Source organism: Mycolicibacterium novocastrense (assembly GCF_001499835.1).
GTDB lineage: Bacteria > Actinomycetota > Actinomycetes > Mycobacteriales > Mycobacteriaceae > Mycobacterium > Mycobacterium novocastrense.
The window spans coordinates 65479-82155 of record NZ_LQIH01000008.1; the positions used below are offsets into that span (position 1 = coordinate 65479).

General features: G+C 68.0%; 16 protein-coding genes. 13 read left to right on the top strand and 3 right to left on the bottom strand.

Annotated elements, in window-relative coordinates; genetic code table 11:
• Window positions 1–95 precede the first annotated feature (95 nt).
• From guaB to phoU, 5 genes are read left to right on the top strand one after another with little or no spacing between them, the layout of a single operon-like run.
• Window positions 96–1649 (top strand): IMP dehydrogenase, encoded by a 1554-nt coding sequence (gene guaB, locus AU072_RS08205; protein WP_064346000.1) that lies wholly within the window; start codon window positions 96–98, stop codon window positions 1647–1649.
• A 56-nt stretch (window positions 1650–1705) separates the two neighbouring features.
• Window positions 1706–2833 carry a GuaB3 family IMP dehydrogenase-related protein gene (locus AU072_RS08210; protein WP_174523740.1) on the top strand — a complete coding sequence of 376 codons (1128 nt, stop codon included), beginning with the start codon at window positions 1706–1708 and terminating at the stop codon, window positions 2831–2833.
• Window positions 2834–2857: 24 nt separating this feature from the next.
• Complete coding sequence (locus AU072_RS08215) at window positions 2858–3064, top strand: zinc-ribbon domain-containing protein (protein WP_064413317.1); 207 nt, start codon at window positions 2858–2860, stop codon at window positions 3062–3064.
• A 41-nt stretch (window positions 3065–3105) separates the two neighbouring features.
• A complete protein-coding gene (locus AU072_RS08220) occupies window positions 3106–4842 on the top strand; it encodes a GMC oxidoreductase (RefSeq protein ID WP_064413318.1) in 1737 nt (578 codons plus the stop codon).
• Window positions 4843–4871: 29 nt separating this feature from the next.
• The gene (phoU, locus tag AU072_RS08225; RefSeq protein ID WP_064413319.1) at window positions 4872–5531 is read left to right on the top strand and encodes a phosphate signaling complex protein PhoU; all 660 of its coding nucleotides are present in this window, start codon (window positions 4872–4874) and stop codon (window positions 5529–5531) included.
• A 10-nt stretch (window positions 5532–5541) separates the two neighbouring features.
• Here phoU and AU072_RS08230 read toward each other — a convergent pair whose 3' ends face one another.
• Together AU072_RS08230 and AU072_RS08235 are read right to left on the bottom strand one after the other, a co-directional pair.
• Window positions 5542–7899, bottom strand: a complete 2358-nt coding sequence (locus AU072_RS08230) for a glycoside hydrolase family 65 protein (RefSeq protein WP_064413320.1) — start codon at window positions 7897–7899, stop codon at window positions 5542–5544.
• Entirely contained in the window at window positions 7896–8663 is a 768-nt protein-coding gene (locus AU072_RS08235; RefSeq protein WP_064413321.1) for a beta-phosphoglucomutase family hydrolase, read from the bottom strand. The genes AU072_RS08230 and AU072_RS08235 overlap by 4 nt, the downstream gene beginning before the upstream one ends.
• A 149-nt stretch (window positions 8664–8812) precedes the next feature.
• On the opposite strand from AU072_RS08235, the gene AU072_RS08240 reads away from it, so the two are divergent.
• The 6 genes from AU072_RS08240 (at window position 8813) to AU072_RS08265 (ending at window position 13795) form a co-directional block, all read left to right on the top strand.
• Window positions 8813–9133, top strand: a complete 321-nt coding sequence (locus AU072_RS08240) for a CD225/dispanin family protein (RefSeq protein ID WP_064413322.1) — start codon at window positions 8813–8815, stop codon at window positions 9131–9133.
• Window positions 9133–9540, top strand: a complete 408-nt coding sequence (locus AU072_RS08245) for a DUF2752 domain-containing protein (RefSeq protein WP_064413323.1) — start codon at window positions 9133–9135, stop codon at window positions 9538–9540. The genes AU072_RS08240 and AU072_RS08245 overlap by 1 nt, the downstream gene beginning before the upstream one ends.
• Before the next feature lie 28 nt (window positions 9541–9568).
• On the top strand, window positions 9569–11128 hold the full coding sequence (gene guaA / locus AU072_RS08250; RefSeq protein WP_064413324.1) for a glutamine-hydrolyzing GMP synthase: 1560 nt from the start codon (window positions 9569–9571) through the stop codon (window positions 11126–11128).
• Between the two features lie 130 nt (window positions 11129–11258).
• Complete coding sequence (locus AU072_RS08255) at window positions 11259–11942, top strand: DnaE2-dependent mutagenesis accessory factor ImuA' (RefSeq protein ID WP_064413325.1); 684 nt, start codon at window positions 11259–11261, stop codon at window positions 11940–11942.
• A 27-nt stretch (window positions 11943–11969) separates the two neighbouring features.
• Window positions 11970–13535: a DNA polymerase Y family protein gene (locus tag AU072_RS08260; protein WP_064413393.1), complete on the top strand. Its 1566-nt coding sequence runs from the start codon at window positions 11970–11972 to the stop codon at window positions 13533–13535.
• Window positions 13536–13564: 29 nt separating this feature from the next.
• Window positions 13565–13795, top strand: a complete 231-nt coding sequence (locus AU072_RS08265) for a DUF6480 family protein (RefSeq protein WP_064413326.1) — start codon at window positions 13565–13567, stop codon at window positions 13793–13795.
• Here AU072_RS08265 and AU072_RS08270 read toward each other — a convergent pair.
• Entirely contained in the window at window positions 13788–14825 is a 1038-nt protein-coding gene (locus AU072_RS08270) for a nucleoside hydrolase (RefSeq protein WP_064413327.1), read from the bottom strand. The two genes, AU072_RS08265 and AU072_RS08270, sit on opposite strands and share 8 nt — an antisense overlap.
• Window positions 14826–14863: 38 nt before the next feature.
• On the opposite strand from AU072_RS08270, the gene AU072_RS08275 reads away from it, so the two are divergent.
• Window positions 14864–15733, top strand: coding sequence for a MaoC family dehydratase (locus AU072_RS08275; RefSeq protein ID WP_064413328.1), 870 nt, complete (start codon window positions 14864–14866; stop codon window positions 15731–15733).
• Window positions 15734–15790: 57 nt separating this feature from the next.
• Window positions 15791–16675 carry a universal stress protein gene (locus AU072_RS08280; RefSeq protein ID WP_064413329.1) on the top strand — a complete coding sequence of 295 codons (885 nt, stop codon included), beginning with the start codon at window positions 15791–15793 and terminating at the stop codon, window positions 16673–16675.
• Window positions 16676–16677: the final 2 nt, after the last annotated feature.

The following is a 16677-nucleotide window of genomic DNA, read 5'->3' on the forward strand; positions in this document are numbered from 1 at the left end:
GGCACGTGAGACGGGGATGCGGGCCCGCAGCCGATAGGATGGTTTCTCAGCTCGACGACAGTGTTCGGCTGCGTTTGTATCTGGAGGCCCCCGCCATGTCGATCGCCGAAAGCAGCATCCCCATCGCGGTGCCGGTGCCCACCGGCGGGGATGACCCGACGAAAGTCGCCATGCTCGGCCTGACCTTCGACGACGTGCTTCTGCTGCCCGCCGCCTCCGACGTGGTGCCCGCGACCGCCGACACCTCGAGCCAGTTGACGAGGAAGATCCGCCTCAAGGTGCCGCTGGTGAGTTCCGCGATGGACACCGTCACCGAGTCGCGCATGGCGATCGCGATGGCCCGTGCCGGCGGGATGGGCGTGCTGCACCGCAACCTCCCGGTGGCCGAGCAGGCCGGCCAGGTCGAGACGGTCAAACGGTCCGAGGCGGGCATGGTCACCGACCCGGTCACCTGCTCGCCGGACAACACGCTGGCCGAGGTCGACGCGATGTGCGCGCGGTTCCGGATCTCCGGGTTGCCCGTCGTCGACGACACCGGCGAGCTGGTCGGCATCATCACCAACCGCGACATGCGCTTCGAGGTGGACCAGTCCAAGCCGGTCTCCGAGGTCATGACCAAGGCCCCGCTCATCACCGCCCGCGAGGGCGTTTCGGCGGAGGCGGCGCTAGGCCTGTTGCGCCGCAACAAGATTGAGAAGCTCCCCATCGTCGACGGACACGGCAAGCTCACCGGGTTGATCACGGTCAAAGACTTCGTCAAGACCGAACAGTTCCCGTTGTCGACCAAGGACAAGGACGGCCGGCTGCTCGTCGGGGCGGCCGTCGGTGTCGGCGACGACGCCTGGACGCGGGCGATGACGCTGGTGGACGCGGGTGTCGACGTGCTGGTCGTGGACACCGCGCACGCGCACAACCGCGGTGTGCTGGACATGGTCAGCCGGGTCAAGGCCGCCGTCGGCGACCGGGTCGAGGTGATCGGCGGCAACGTCGCCACACGTGCCGCCGCGGCCGCGCTGGTGCAGGCCGGTGCCGACGCGGTGAAGGTCGGCGTGGGGCCCGGTTCGATCTGCACCACCCGCGTGGTGGCCGGCGTCGGCGCGCCGCAGATCACCGCGATCATGGAAGCCGTCGCGGCCTGCGCACCGTCGGGTGTGCCGGTCATCGCGGACGGTGGACTGCAGTATTCCGGCGACATCGCCAAGGCCCTGGCCGCCGGCGCGTCGACGACGATGCTGGGTTCGCTGCTCGCGGGCACCGCCGAGTCGCCCGGCGAGTTGATCTTCGTCAACGGCAAGCAGTTCAAGAGCTATCGCGGTATGGGGTCGCTCGGCGCCATGCAGGGCCGCGGTGCTGCGGGGGCGTTGCGCGGGTCCTACTCCAAGGACCGCTACTTCCAGGACGACGTGCTCAGCGAGGACAAGCTCGTGCCCGAGGGGATCGAGGGCCGGGTGCCGTTCCGCGGTCCGCTCGCGACGGTGATCCACCAACTCACCGGCGGGCTGCGCGCGGCGATGGGCTACACCGGGTCGGCGACTATCGAGCAGTTGCAGCTGGCCCAGTTCGTGCAGATCACTGCGGCGGGTCTCAAGGAGAGCCACCCGCACGACATCACGATGACGGTCGAGGCGCCGAACTACTACACCCGCTGACGAGCGCTTGCGCGAAGAACAGAACGTACTGACAGGAGAAACTGGCCATGCGAGACATGGTTGAGCTCGGCATGGGCAGAACCGCCCGCCGCACCTACGAACTCGACGACGTCAACATCGTGCCGTCGCGGCGCACCCGGTCGTCGCAGGACGTTTCCACGGCCTGGCAGCTGGACGCATACCGGTTCGAGATCCCCGTGGTGGCCCACCCGACCGATGCGCTGGTGTCCCCGGACTTCGCCATCGAGATGGGTCGGCTCGGCGGGCTCGGTGTGCTCAACGGCGAGGGGCTGATCGGTCGGCACGCGGACGTCGAAGCCAAGATTGCGCAAGTCATCGAGGCGGCCGAAAAAGAGCCGGAACCCTCGGCCGCGATCCGGCTCCTGCAGCAGTTCCACGCCGCCCCGCTGGACCCGGATCTGCTGGGCGCCTCCGTGGCGCGCATCCGCGAGGCCGGTGTGACGACGGCGGTGCGGGTCAGCCCGCAGAATGCCCGCGCGTTGACGCCGACACTGCTCGCCGCGGGGATCGACCTGCTGGTCATCCAGGGCACGATCATCTCCGCCGAGCGGGTGGCCTCCAACGGGGAACCGCTGAACCTCAAGACCTTCATCTCCGAACTCGACGTGCCCGTGGTCGCGGGCGGTGTCCTCGACCATCGCACCGCGCTGCACCTGATGCGGACCGGTGCGGCCGGCGTCATCGTCGGGTACGGCTCGACCAGCGGTGTCACCACCAGCGACGAGGTGCTCGGGATCAGCGTTCCGATGGCCACCGCGATCGCCGACGCCGCCGCCGCGCGACGCGAATACCTCGACGAGACCGGCGGGCGCTACGTCCACGTCCTGGCCGACGGCGACATGCACACCTCCGGTGATCTGGCCAAAGCCATCGCCTGCGGCGCCGACGCGGTGGTGCTCGGAACGCCGCTGGCCACGTCGGCCGAAGCGCTGGGCGCGGGCTGGTACTGGCCGGCCGCCGCCGCGCATCCGTCGCTGCCCCGGGGCGCGTTCCTGCAAATCGCGATGGGCGAGCGCCCGTCGCTGGAACAGGTGCTGACCGGCCCGTCGGACGATCCGTTCGGCTCGCTGAACCTGGTCGGTGGGCTGCGACGCTCGATGGCCAAGGCCGGTTACTGCGATCTCAAGGAATTCCAGAAGGTCGGCCTGACCGTCGGGAGCTGAGTTTTTGCGCCTACGCTGGACGAGGTGTTCTTCTTCCTCTTCAGTTACGGCACCAAGCAGAAGCACCTCGGTGCGGGAGAGGTCAGGACCTGTCCGCGCTGCCACAACACCACGCAGTGGTCCCGAATCCGCGAGTTCAAGCAGTTCTCGCTGTTCTTCGTCCCGGTGGCGCGCTGGAACCGTCGCCAGTTCGAGGTCTGCGGCATCTGCGGTACGGCCGTCGCGATCTGATCGGCTAGGAAGTTACCCCTCGGTAACGCCATACTGGACGCATGAAACCTGACTACGACGTCCTGGTGATCGGTTCGGGATTCGGCGGCAGCGTCACGGCGCTGCGGCTCACCGAAAAGGGCTACCGCGTCGGGGTGCTCGAAGCCGGCAGGCGCTTTGCCGACGAGGACTTCGCCAAGACCTCGTGGAATCTGCGCAAGTTCCTGTGGGCGCCGCAACTCGGCATGTACGGCATCCAGCGAATCCACCTGCTGCGCAACGTGATGATCCTGGCCGGTGCGGGTGTCGGCGGCGGATCGCTGAATTACGCCAACACGCTCTACGTACCGCCGGACCCGTTCTTCAACGACCCGCAGTGGAAGAACATCACCGACTGGCGCGCGGAGTTGATGCCGCACTACGACCAGGCGCAGCGCATGCTCGGCGTCGTCACCAACCCGACGTTCACCGACGCCGACCGCATCGTCAAGCAGGTCGCCGAGGAGATGGGCGTCGGCGATACGTTCGTGCCGACGCCGGTGGGCGTCTTCTTCGGCCCCGACGGCACCAAGGCGCCCGGCGAAACCGTGCCCGATCCGTACTTCGGCGGTGCCGGGCCCGCGCGCAGGGGATGCATCGAGGTTGGCGAATGTATGACCGGTTGCCGGCACAACGCGAAGAACACGCTGGTCAAGAACTATCTGTACCTGGCCGAGAAGTTTGGGACAGAGATTCACCCGATGACCACGGTCACCGGTTTCGAGCAGCGCCCCGACGGGCTGTGGAACGTGCACACCGTCCGGACCGGTCGCTGGGTTCGCAAGCAGAAGCGCACGTTCACCGCGTCGCACGTCGTGCTGGCGGCCGGCACCTGGGGCACGCAGCGGCTGCTGTTCAAGATGCGTGACAAGGGCAAGCTGCCCAACCTGTCCGACAAGCTCGGTGTGCTGACCCGCACCAACTCCGAATCCATCGTCGGCGCTGGACGTTTCGAGGTGTCCGACGACCTCAACCTCACACACGGCGTGGCGATCACCTCGTCGTTCCACCCCACCTCGGACACCCACATCGAGCCCGTGCGCTACGGCAAGGGCTCCAACGCCATGGGCCTGTTGCAGACGCTGATGACCGACGGCGACGGCCCTGAAGGCTCGGACACGCCGCGGTGGAAACAGCTGTTCATCAACGCGCGCAAGGATCCCCGCGGCACGCTGCGGCTACTCAACGTCCGGCGGTGGAGCGAGCGCACGTTGATCGCTCTGGTCATGCAGCACCTCGACAATTCGATCACCACGTTCACCAAGCGGAACAAACTGGGGATCAGGCGCTATCTGAGCAAACAGGGCCACGGGGCGCCCAATCCCACGTGGATCCCGGTCGGCAATCGGGTCACCCGCCGAATCGCCGAGAAGATCGACGGCGTCGCGGGCGGCACCTGGGGCGAGTTGTTCAACATCCCCCTCACCGCGCACTTCCTCGGCGGCGCCGCCATCGGTGACGACCCACAACACGGCGTGATCGACCCGTATCACCGGGTGTACGGCTATCCGACGCTCTCGGTGCACGACGGTGCGTCGATCTCGGCGAATCTCGGTGTCAATCCGTCACTTTCGATCACCGCCCAGGCCGAACGCGCGGCGTCACTGTGGCCGAACAAGGGGGAGCAGGACCTGCGACCGGAGCAGGGGCAGCCGTACCGTCGGTTGGAACCGGTTGCGCCGCAGAACCCCGTCGTTCCCGCCCATGCGCCGGCGGCGCTGCGCTGGTTGCCGATCCAACCGGTCACCTCGGCCGGTTGAGAATCGACCGATCCGGGTAACTAAAGCCGGTGCGGACCGCCTATCAGGAGCAACTCGCCGCGCTGAGTGCCCAGCTCGGCGACATGTGCGGGCTGGCGGTCAGCGCGCTCGAACGCGCCACGCAGGCCCTGCTCGATGCCGATCTCTCGCTCGCGGAGCAGGTGATCGCCGACCATGAGCACATCATCGCGCTGAACCGGCGCGCCGAGGAGGCCGCGCTGCGGATCCTGGCGCTGCAGCAGCCCGTCGCCAGTGACCTGCGCACCGTGGTCGGCTCCATTCACATCGCCGCGGACATCGACCGGATGGGTGCGTTGGCGGCCCACGTCGCCGGCATCTCGCGGTTGCGCCACCCCGATTGCGCGCTGCCAACCGACGTGCGCGCGAGCTTCGCCGAAATGGGTGCGCGCGCGGTGCAACTGGCGAAGACGGCGCAGGAGGTGCTGCTGTCGCGGGACCCGGAGAAGGCCGCGCGGCTGCGCGACGAGGACGACGCCGTCGACGCCGAGCACCGGCACCTGTTCACGCTGCTGATCGACCACAAGTGGCAGGACGGGGTGTGTTCGGCCGTCGACGTCGCGCTGCTCGGCCGCTACTACGAACGGTTCGCCGACCACGCCGTCGAGATCGGCAAGCGCGTGGTGTTCGAGGCGACCGGCGGGCTGCCGGGTCACAAGCAGATGGCCTGACGTCACCCGGCTAAGCCGGTCGCCGGCGCAACGGCTCCCGCCCGGGCGGCTGCGCAGGCGTCGGCAGCAGCGGTCGGCAGTGGTTGACCGGAACGGTCGTGGGCTGTCGCGATTGCAGTTGCAGGTCCTCGCCGCCGTGGCGGATCAGCAGCTCGCCCCGCGGGCCGTCGCGCAGCGTATAGGTGACCTCGTCGTGATCGGCATCGACGGTGAGGCGAAAGTTCCTCCACCGCAACCGGAATCGGAGTCGAGAGATCCCGTCGGGTAGCCGCGGGTTGAGTTCGAGCACACCTTCGTCGTCACGTAGCCCGCCGAATCCCGCCACCATCGCCGCCCACGCACCGCCGAGCGATGCCATGTGCAGGCCGTCGCGGGTGTTGTGGTGGAGATCGCGAAGGTCGATCATCGCCGCCTCGTAGGCATAGTCATGGGCCAGTTCGAGATGACCGACGTCGGCACACATCACCGCCTGGGTACACGCCGACAGCGACGAATCCCGGGTGGTGCGTCGTTCGTAGTAGTCGACGTTGCGGGCCTTCTGTTCTGCGGTGAACGCGTGGCCCTGCCAGTGCATCGCCAACACCAGGTCCGCCTGTTTGATCACCTGCGCCGGATAGAGCCGAACATACGGCTCGTGCATCAGCAGCGGGTAGATCGTGTTGGCGTTGAAATCCCACTCGCGCAGCGTCGTGAAACCGTCACATTGCGGGTGCACACCCAGCTCCTCGTCGAACGGGATGTGGGCGGCGTCGGCGGCGTGACGCCATGCGGCCATCTCCTCGGTGGAGACGCCGGACGCCTGGGCGGCGTCGACGTTGCGCGCACACGCGTCGGCGGCTGCCCGAAGATTGGCCGCAGCCATCAGGTTCGTGAACACGTTGTCGCGCACAATGGCCGTGTACTCGTCCGGTCCCGTCACCCCGTCGACGTGCCACACCCCATGACGATCGTGGTGACCGAGCGATGCCCACAGCCGCGCGGTCTCGATCAGGACCTCGAGCCCGCACTCCTCTTCCAGCGAATGGTCGCCTGTGACAATGCGGTAGCGCTCGAACGCCATGGCGATGGTGGCGTTGACGTGGAAGGCCGCGGTCCCTGCCGGCCAGTAGGCCGAGCATTCCTCACCGCGGATGGTGCGCCACGGGTACGCGGCGCCATCGAGATCCAGCACCGACGCCCGCTCTTTGGCCAGCGGGAGAATGGAGGCGCGCCACCGCAACGCGTCGGCGGCCGCTGAGGGCTGGGTGTAGGTCAGCACCGGCAGGACGAAACCCTCGGTGTCCCAAAAGGCGTGGCCGTCATAGCCCGTCCCGGTCAGACCCTTACCGGGAATCGCCCGGCGCTCGGCGCGCGCGCTGGCCTGCAGGATGTGGAAGAGGGCGAACCGCACCGCCTGCTGACAGTCGGGGTCGCCCTCCACCTCGACGTCCGCACCGTCCCAGAAATCGTCGAGGTAGGCCCGTTGGGCATCCAGCAACCCCTGCCAGCCGGTGTAGCGCGCGCTGCTGAGCGCGGCCGCCGCCTGGTCGCGCAGTGCCGGTCGCGACCGCAGGCTGGACCATCCGTAGGCGAGGTACTTGACGATGCGGAGCTGCTGTCCGGGGCGAAGGCCGCAGATGACCGTCGTGTTGGCCCAGTCGTGCCCCGCGCCGGTGTCCACCTCGACACGACCGGGAACCTCGATGTCGTGGTCCATGGCCGCGGCCATCATCAGGTTGCTCCCACGGGTGCGGTGTAACAGGATCGCGCCGTGTTCGGAGTGCTCGTGCTGCACCGGCTCCAACGGCTTTTCCAGGACGGCCGATACCCGCGGGTCCTTCGTCGACGGTGGCAGCTCCTCGTTGGCCACCAGTTCCGATTGCACCGTGACACGGGCGAATTCGTCATGCGCCTCGACGATGTACTCGATGGCCGCGACACTGCGCTGCGTAAGCGAAACGATTCGCGTGGAAGCGACTTTGATCTTCTTGCCTGCCGGAGAACGCCAGCACGCGGCGCGCTTGAGCGTGCCGGTCCGAAAATCCAGAATGCGTTCGTGGTCGAGCAGCTCGCCGTAACGCACGTCGAACGGTTCGTCGTCGACCAGCAGGCGCATCAACTTGCCGTTGGTGACGTTGACGATTGTCTGCCCGTCCTCGGGCCAGCCGTATCCCGCCTCGGCGTACGGAAGGGGGCGAACCTCGTAGAACGAATTGAGGTAGGTGCCGGGGAAAGCGTGCGGTTCGCCTTCGTCGAGATTTCCACGCATGCCGATGTGGCCGTTCGACAGCGCGAACAACGACTCCGATTGTGCGAGCACGTCGAGATCGAGGGATCGCTCCCGCACCTGCCACGGTTCCACGGGGTAGATGTCGTCGTGCAGGCTCATGTGAGCATTTCCGCAAGGTCGCTAACCACGATGTCAGCCCCGTTGCGCCGCAACGCTTCTGCGTGGCCTACCCGATCGACGCCGACCACCAGGCCGAATCCTCCGGCCCGTCCTGCGGCCACCCCGGAAAGCGCGTCTTCGTACACGGCGCCCTCTTCGGGCTTCACGCCGAGGAGCTGGGCCGCGCGCAGAAACGAATCGGGTGCGGGTTTTCCCGCGATGTTCTCCTCACGCAGCACAACGCCGTCCACCCGGTGTCGGACAAACCGCGCAAGCCCAGTCATTTCGAGCACCTCGCGGGTGTTGGCGCTGGACGACACCACCGCGATGCCCAACCCCGCGTTAGCCGTCGCTTCGAGATAGCGGCGCGAACCCTCGAACACCTCGACGCCGTCGGTCCGCAGGATCTGTTGGAACACCTCGTTCTTGGCGTTGCCCAGTGCATGGACGGTTTCCAGCGGCGGCGTGTCGTCGGGAGCGCCGTCGGGAAGCTCGATGCCCCGACTCGCCAGAAACGACCGGACGCCGTCCTCGCGCTTCTTGCCGTCGACATAGGTCAGGTAGTCGCTTTGCACGTCGAACGGGGTGAACGTCTCCCCGGTCTGCTCGGCGCGTCGCCGGAGAAAGTCGTCGAACATCGCCTTCCATGCTTTCTTGTGCACGCTCGCGGTGTCTGTCAACACGCCGTCGAGGTCGAACAATGCGGCGCGGATCCCAGCGGGTAGACCCAGTCTTTCGGTTTCAGGTCTTTCGGTTTCAGGCACACATCACCCATTCCCGTTATTTCGCGCAGACATACCTGTGCATCGATGAACCTACTGCAGCGAATCGAAATTGACGCACCCAGCAAACAATTGCCTTATATTGAGCGAGCTTGTCGTTCGACAGGGTGCTACTCGAGAAAAGGGACCCCATGACCTATCCGCCTCAGCCTCCGCCGCCACCGCCGCAGGGTTATGGACCGCCTCCCGGTGGTTACCCGGCACAGCAGCCCGACACCAACCTCGTGTGGGGCATCCTCGTTACGGTGTTGTGCTGCTTACCGTTTGGCATCGTGTCGATCATCAACGCCGCCAAGGTGAACGGCCTGTGGCAGTCGGGCCAGTACGCCCAGGCCCAAAAGGCGTCCGACGACGCGAAGAAGTGGGCGATCTGGGGCGCGATCGCCGGCGCGATCGTCATCGTCATCTATCTCATCATCGGGGTCGCGGGCGGCGGACTGGCCTACATGTGATGCACGTGCGCTCGCTCGCCGCGCCGTTGGCGGTCGCCACCGCCGCGGTGGGCGGGTGCGCGGCGATCTGGTTGGCGGATCCGACCGTGCCCGGCGGGATACTGCCGGTTTGCCCGACCAAGGCGCTGCTCGGCATCGACTGCCCCGGGTGCGGGAGCCTGCGGATGATCTACTCGCTGCTGCATCTCGACGTCGCCGCGGCGGTCCGGTTCAACGCGCTCGGCGTGCTCGCGTTGGTCTTCCTGCTGTGGGCGTACGGGACCTGGCTCTACGGGTCCCTGGCGGGCAGGCGGGTGCGCAGTTGGCAGCACCTGCGGTGGTCGGCGCCGGTGGCAGTGGTGCTGACCTTGGCGTGGTTCGCTCTGCGTAACTTGCCGTTTGAGCCGTTCACCGCGCTGCACGTGTGACGTCGTCGCAGCCAACTAGACTGACCGAGTGACATCAGGATCTCCCCGGCCCGTACTGGTTGTCGATTTCGGAGCGCAGTATGCGCAGTTGATCGCCCGACGGGTCCGCGAGGCGCGGGTGTACTCGGAGGTGATCCCGCACACCGCCAGTGTCGAGGAGATCAAGGCGCGCGACCCGCAGGCCATCGTGCTCTCCGGAGGGCCGGCCAGCGTCTACGAGGACGGCGCCCCGCAACTGAACCCGCAACTGTTCGACCTCGACGTACCGGTGTTCGGAATCTGCTATGGCTTTCAGGCGATGGCGCAGGTGCTCGGCGGTACCGTCGCGCGTACCGGAACGCGGGAGTACGGTCGCACGGAGCTGAAAGTTACTGGCGGAGAGCTTCATTCGGATCTGCCGTCCACCCAGCCGGTGTGGATGAGCCACGGTGACGCGGTGACCGAGGTGCCCGACGGCTTCGAGGTGGTGGCCGCCAGCAGCGGTGCGCCGGTCGCGGCATTCGAGCATCGCGGCCGTCGGCTGGCAGGCGTGCAGTACCACCCGGAGGTGATGCACACCCCGCACGGCCAGCAGGTGCTGAGCCGTTTCCTGCACGAGTTCGCGGGGATCGACTCGACCTGGACGCCGGCCAACATCGCCGATGCGCTCGTCGAACAGGTCCGCGAGCAGATCGGCGAGGGACGGGCCATTTGCGGGCTGTCGGGCGGTGTGGACTCCGCGGTCGCCGCGGCACTGGTGCAGCGGGCCATCGGTGACCGGTTGACGTGCGTGTTCGTCGACCACGGCCTGCTGCGGGCGGGGGAGCGGGCCCAGGTGCAGCGCGACTTCGTCGCCGCCACGCACGCCAACCTGGTCACCGTCGACGTCGCCGACCGCTTCCTCGAGGCGTTGACCGGGGTGACGAACCCCGAAGGCAAGCGCAAGATCATCGGACGGGAGTTCATCCGGGCGTTCGAAGGGGCGGTGCGGGGCCTTGTCGAGGGGGGTGGGCCTGACGTCGAATTCCTGGTGCAGGGCACGCTGTATCCCGACGTCGTGGAGTCCGGCGGAGGGTCGGGCACCGCGAACATCAAGAGCCACCACAACGTCGGGGGCCTGCCCGACGACCTGAAGTTCACACTGGTCGAGCCGCTGAGGCTGTTGTTCAAGGACGAGGTCCGCGCGGTGGGTCGCGAGCTCGGTCTTCCCGAGGAAATCGTTGCGCGCCAACCTTTTCCGGGACCGGGCCTGGGTATTCGGATCGTCGGCGAGGTCACTGCCGCGCGGCTGGAGACGCTGCGTCGCGCCGATGCGATCGCTCGTGAGGAACTGACCTCCGCCGGGCTCGACAACCAGATATGGCAGTGCCCTGTCGTCCTGCTCGCCGACATCCGTTCGGTGGGGGTGCAGGGTGATGGCCGGACCTACGGACACCCGATTGTGCTGCGCCCGGTTTCCAGTGAGGACGCGATGACCGCTGACTGGACCCGCGTGCCGTACGAAGTTCTCGAACGCATCTCGACCCGCATCACCAACGAGGTGGCCGAGGTCAACCGGGTGGTGCTCGACGTGACGAGTAAGCCGCCCGGCACCATCGAGTGGGAGTAGTTCTCCCCTCAGTTTCTGCATCCTGAGATCGACTGAACCCGCTTGACGCTGTCGGTGGGTGGGTGTTTACTCGGCGTATCGAACATACATTCGAAAAACCAGTGAGTCAGACGATGCGGGAGGTGCTGTTGTGACAGCCGCCGTGAGCCTGGATCAGCGTCAGCTTACCCGCGCTGAACAGGTAGAACACCTGCGTCGCAAGATTGCGGCGGTATCCAGCAAGGTGGGCGGTAGCCGTCGTGGAACGGCGGCGACGAGTGAGCCGCTTCCGGACTCGGAAACTTTGCTGCCGATGCCCGAATCGCTGGATGGGCTGCTTCCGGCGCCGTTGCCGCGCGGGACGGTGGCGGTGGTCGCGGGTGCCCGGTCGCTGCCACTGAGCGTGGTCGCGGCGGTGACGGCGGAGGGCGGGCACGCCGCCATCGTGGGCCAACCCGACGTCGGCCTGCTGGCGGCCGTGGAGATGGGCGCCGACCTGAGCCGGATCGCGGTCATCCCCGAACCGGGCGCCGATCCGGTCGAGGTCGCCGCCGTGCTGATGGACGGTATGGATCTGGTGGTGCTCGGCCTGGGCGGGCGGGCGGTGCCGGCCACCCGCGCGCGGGCGGTGGTGGCCCGGGCCCGCCAGAAGGGCTGCACGCTGCTGGTCACCGGTGGCGACTGGCAGGGTGCGTCGGCCCGGTTGGAGGCCTCGGTGTGCGGCTATGAGATCACCGGGCGGGGCCGCCCGGGATTCGGCCGCATCAGTCGGGTGCGGCTGGCCACCCGGGCCTGGGGGCGGTCGTTCGGTTCCGTCCGCGCGGTAGGCGGATGAGTGTCGCGCGTTCTGGCCATCTGGTGCATGGACTGGCCGGCCGTCGCCGCGGCGGCCGCGGCCGACCTGCCGCCGACCGCCCCGATCGCGGTCACGCTGGCCAACCGGGTCATCGCCTGTTCGGCCTCGGCCCGATCGGCGGGAGTGCGACGCGGGTTGCGTCGCCGGGAAGCCCAGGCGCGGTGCCCGGAACTGCATGTGGCCACCGCCGATCCGGCGCGCGATGCCCGCCACTTCGAAAACGTCACGATCGCGGTGGACGACTTGGTGCCGCGTGCCGAAGTGTTGCGGCCGGGCCTGCTGGTGCTGCCGGTCCGGGGTGCGGCCCGCTACTTCGGATCCGAACAAACCGCCGCTGAGCGGTTGGTCGACGCGGTGGCCGCCGCCGGCGCCGAATGTCAGGTGGGGGTCGCCGACCAGTTGCCGACTGCGGTCTTCGCCGCGCGGGCGGGGCGGATCGTCGAGCCCGGACAGGATGCGCTGTTCCTGTCGGCGCTGTCGATCCGCCAGTTGGCCACCGAGCCCAGCCTGGCCGGCCCCGGCCGGGATGACCTGGCGGACCTGCTGTGGCGCATGGGGATTCGCAACATCGGACAGTTCGCCGCGCTGTCCCGCAGCGATGTGGCCTCGCGGTTCGGGGCCGACGCGGTGGCCGCGCACCAGTTCGCGTGCGGTGAGCCCACCCGCGGTCCGTCCGGCCGGGAACCCGAACCCGAACTCGACGCCGTCATGGACTGTGATCCGCCGATCGACCGGGTGGACGCCGCCGCTTTCGCCGGCCGGTCGCTGGCCGCCGACCTGCACCGCACCCTGGCAGCGTCCGGGGTGGGGTGCACCCGGCTGGCCATCCGCGCGCGCACCGCCAATGGTGAAGAGCTGGAACGTGTTTGGCGTTGCGCCGAACCGCTGAGCGAGGACGCCACCGCCGACCGGGTGCGTTGGCAGCTCGACGGCTGGCTGAACAGGCGCAACCCCAACGACCGGCCCACCGCGCCCATCACGGTGATCCGGTTGCGCCCGGTGGAGGTGGTCTCGGCCGAGGCGCTGCAGCTGCCGCTGTGGGGCGGGGTGGGTGAGGAGGATCGCCTGCGCGCCCGCCGCGCGCTGGTGCGCGTGCAGGGTCTGCTCGGACCGGAGGCGGTACAGGTTCCGGTGCTCAGCGGCGGTCGGGGCCCGGCCGAGCGCATCACGTTCACCCCGCTGGGGGATGAGCAGGTGCCGCGGGCCGATCCGCATCAGCCGTGGCCTGGCCAGCTACCCGAACCGTCGCCGACCGTGCTGCTCGACGATCCGGTCGAGTTGTTCGACGCCGACGGCCGTCCGGTGCGGGTGACCGCCCGGGGCCTGTTCTCCACCGACCCCGCGCGGTTGGACGCGCCGGGCAAGGCCGTCAAAGCGGGCAGATTGGCCTGGTGGGCGGGACCGTGGCCGGTCGACGAACGGTGGTGGGATCCCGAAGGCCGCAAGGCCGGCCGCACCGCCCGCGCCCAGGTGTTGCTCGACGACGGGTCCTCGCGCGATGCCCGGCCGGGGCAGGCCCTGCTGCTGTGTTACCGGCAGCGGCGGTGGTACGTCGAAGGGATTTATGAATGACGACCGCGTGAAGGGGTACCCGTCCGTCGATGACCGCCATACCGCCCGATCCAGAACCGTCCATTACGCCGGACCTCGAACCCGGTGGGGGAGTGCCGCCAGGGTCGACGCCGCCCGACTCCGACCAGATCTCCGGTGTGGGCGCCGTCGAGTCGCGGCCGCGGCACCGGTGGACGCCGACAGCCGTCGTCAGCGTCATCGCGCTCGGAATCTTCTTGCTGTTGTTCCTGGCCGTCGTGATCGGGGTGTTCGTCAGCTGAGCTTTGCGGCGAACGCGCCCACACGCGCGATGAACCGGTCGAAGAACGCTCCCGGGTCGACGTCGACACCGATGAGTGCGTTAGGTTCCCGGCCCCAGCGGTTGCTCCAGTCGGCGATGGTCATGCCGCGGGTCAATGTGCCCGTCAACTCGACGTCGACGGTGGTGGGCCGGTACGTGACGAGGTCGGGGTCCAGCGCCACGGCCGCGGCCAGCGGGTCGTGCAGGTGAGCCAGGTAGCCCTCGCCCTGGTCGAAATGAAACTCGAAGTAGAACCGCATCGCGTCCACAAGCACCGCGATCAGCGGGTTGCCCGACGCCGATCGGGTGCCGCGATCGTCGGACACGCTCATCGCCACCGATCCCGCACCGGCCTCCTCCGCGAGCCGGTTCAACAGGGCCGGCGTCATCGCGATGTGTTCGGTCAGGTTCAGGCCCAACATGATTGGAAGGTGGGTGGGTTTCTCGGCTCCCCACGCCGCCGTCCATCCGGTGAACACCTCGGCCGCGGCTTCCGGATCCACGCTGATGTTCCATTCGGCGACCGGGGTCGTGTTGCCGCGGTAGTCGAACGCGCCGCCCATGATGACCAGCCGGCGTAACAGCCTGGGAAGGGTGGGCTCGGCGCGCAGCGCAAGCGCGAGGTTGGTCAGCGGCCCGACGGCGATCGCGACCAGTTCGCCGGGATGTGCGTGAGCGGCGCGCACCCACGCCTCGGCGGCGTCGTACTCGGTGAGCCGGCGCCCGGAGGCGGGCATCTGCGCATACCCCATCCCCTCGGGCCCGTGGGTGTCCTCTGCGGTGCGCAGCGGCGAGCTGACGGGTTGCTCGGACCCTTTGGACACCGGGATGTTCGGCATCCGGCACAGGTCCAGCAGGCCGAGGTTGTTGCGGCAGACCTGTTGTACCGGAACGTTTCCCGCCGTCGACGCGATGCCGACCACCTGGGCGTCGTCGCTGGCGAACAAATACGCCAACGCCATCGCGTCGTCAACGCCGGTGTCGACGTCGACGAAGACGGGGTGCGTCACGCCGCCAACCCTATCGGGGGACAGATATCGTGCGGGGTATGCCTCTCGACCCCAACGCCATCGGCGCCAAGACCGACCCACAGCTGTTCGAATGGACCGACCGCGACACGCTGCTGTACGCGCTGGGCGTCGGCGCGGGCACCGCTGACCTGGCGTTCACCACGGAGAACAGTCACGGTATCGAGCAGCAGGTGCTGCCGACCTACGCGGTGATCGCCTGCCTGCCGTTCGCGGCGGCCGGCCTGATCGGCTCGTTCAACTTCGCGATGCTGCTGCACGGGTCGCAGGGGATCCGGCTGTATGAGCCGCTCAAACCGGCGGGCAAGCTCAGCGTCGTGGCCGAGGTCGCCGACATCCAGGACAAGGGTGAGGGCAAGAACGCGATCGTCATGCTCAAGGCGACGGGCACCGACCCCGAGACATCGAAGGTCGTCGCCGAGACCTTCACAACCGCGGTCATCCGTGGTGAGGGCGGATTCGGCGGGCAACCGGGGCAGCGCCCTGCCGCTCCGGAGATCCCCGACCGCGAGCCCGACGCGCGAATTGCCTTGCCCACGCGCGAAGATCAGGCGTTGATCTACCGGCTGTCGGGCGATCGGAACCCGCTGCACAGCGATCCGTGGTTCGCGCGGGAGCTGGCCGGGTTCCCGAAGCCGATCCTGCACGGTCTGTGCAGCTACGGCGTGGCGGGTCGCGCGCTGGTCGCCGAACTCGGTGGCGGTGACGCGACGAAGGTCAGCGCGATCGACGCCAGGTTCACCTCGCCGGTGTTCCCGGGGGAGACACTGACCACCTCGATCTGGCGGACCGAGGCGGGCCGCGCGGTGTTCCGTACGGAAGCGGCCGAACCCGACGGGTCCAACTCACGGCTCGTCCTCGAGGATGGTGCCGCCGAGTATCGCGACTGACGCGCATTTGGTCGATCCACGGGCGTTGATCGCTTCAGGTTGAAAGGATGATCGACCATGAGGCTCGTCGTTGGATATCTGGCCACTCCCGGCGGCGCAGATGCGCTGGCACTCGGTGTGCGGCTTGCGCGCACGCTGGGCGCCGAACTCGATCTGTGCATGGTGCTGCCGCCGGACCGGGTGGTGCCGTCCATCAAGCCGGTCGGGGACTTCGAGAAGCATCTCGTGGCGCAGGCCGAGCAGTGGTTGGAGGAGGCCCGCGCGTCGGTGCCGGACGAGATCGTGCTGCGCAGCCACGTCCGCATCGACGACTCGCCCGCTGACGGGCTGATCCAGGAAGCGGCGCGCGTGGAGGCCGACATGATCGTCGTCGGCGGATCCGGCGGCCTGGTCGGCAGTTACTCGCTGGGATCGACGGTCAACGGGCTGTTGCACTCGGCGCCGTTGCCGGTAGCCGTAGCGCCTCGGGGTACCAGGAATTCACCCGTCGACCGTGTGCGGGAGACGACGTGTGCGATCGGTGAGCGTGAAGGCGCAGATGTGTTGTTGGACATAGCTGTTCGCTTCAGCCGTGCAGCGGGATCGCCGCTACGGTTGGTCTCGCTGGTGGCACTGGACCCGGCCTTCGGTGCACTCCGCGGCGACGGCGATGCCGTGCGGGAGCGTGCCCTCGCCCATGCGCATCATGTACTCGAGTTGGCGAAATCAGAGCTGCCAGATGACTTTCCGGTGACGTCGATGATTGTCGAGGGTGCGACGATCGAGGAGGCGGTGGGCAAGTTGGAGTGGCGCGACGGAGACCTGATCATGGTCGGGTCGAGTCGGCTCAGCGTGCCGCGGCGATTGTTCCTCGGGTCTAAGGCCGCCAAGATGCTGCGGGTGCTCGACGTGCCGATGGTGGTGGTGCCGCGCGAACAACTCGGTCCCGACGACTTGCCCTAAAT

What these genes read in the sequence shown, in the direction of transcription:
- AU072_RS08265 (WP_064413326.1), top strand. Translation starts at nt 13,565, where the DNA reads ATGACCGCCATACCGCCCGATCCAGAACCGTCCATTACGCCGGACCTC.
- AU072_RS08260 (WP_064413393.1), top strand. Translation starts at nt 11,970, where the DNA reads ATGGACTGGCCGGCCGTCGCCGCGGCGGCCGCGGCCGACCTGCCGCCG.
- AU072_RS08280 (WP_064413329.1), top strand. Translation starts at nt 15,791, where the DNA reads ATGAGGCTCGTCGTTGGATATCTGGCCACTCCCGGCGGCGCAGATGCG.
- AU072_RS08275 (WP_064413328.1), top strand. Translation starts at nt 14,864, where the DNA reads ATGCCTCTCGACCCCAACGCCATCGGCGCCAAGACCGACCCACAGCTG.
- AU072_RS08240 (WP_064413322.1), top strand. Translation starts at nt 8,813, where the DNA reads ATGACCTATCCGCCTCAGCCTCCGCCGCCACCGCCGCAGGGTTATGGA.
- guaB (WP_064346000.1), top strand. Translation starts at nt 96, where the DNA reads ATGTCGATCGCCGAAAGCAGCATCCCCATCGCGGTGCCGGTGCCCACC.
- AU072_RS08220 (WP_064413318.1), top strand. Translation starts at nt 3,106, where the DNA reads ATGAAACCTGACTACGACGTCCTGGTGATCGGTTCGGGATTCGGCGGC.
- AU072_RS08210 (WP_174523740.1), top strand. Translation starts at nt 1,706, where the DNA reads ATGGTTGAGCTCGGCATGGGCAGAACCGCCCGCCGCACCTACGAACTC.
- AU072_RS08230 (WP_064413320.1), bottom strand. Translation starts at nt 7,899, where the DNA reads ATGAGCCTGCACGACGACATCTACCCCGTGGAACCGTGGCAGGTGCGG.
- AU072_RS08245 (WP_064413323.1), top strand. Translation starts at nt 9,133, where the DNA reads ATGCACGTGCGCTCGCTCGCCGCGCCGTTGGCGGTCGCCACCGCCGCG.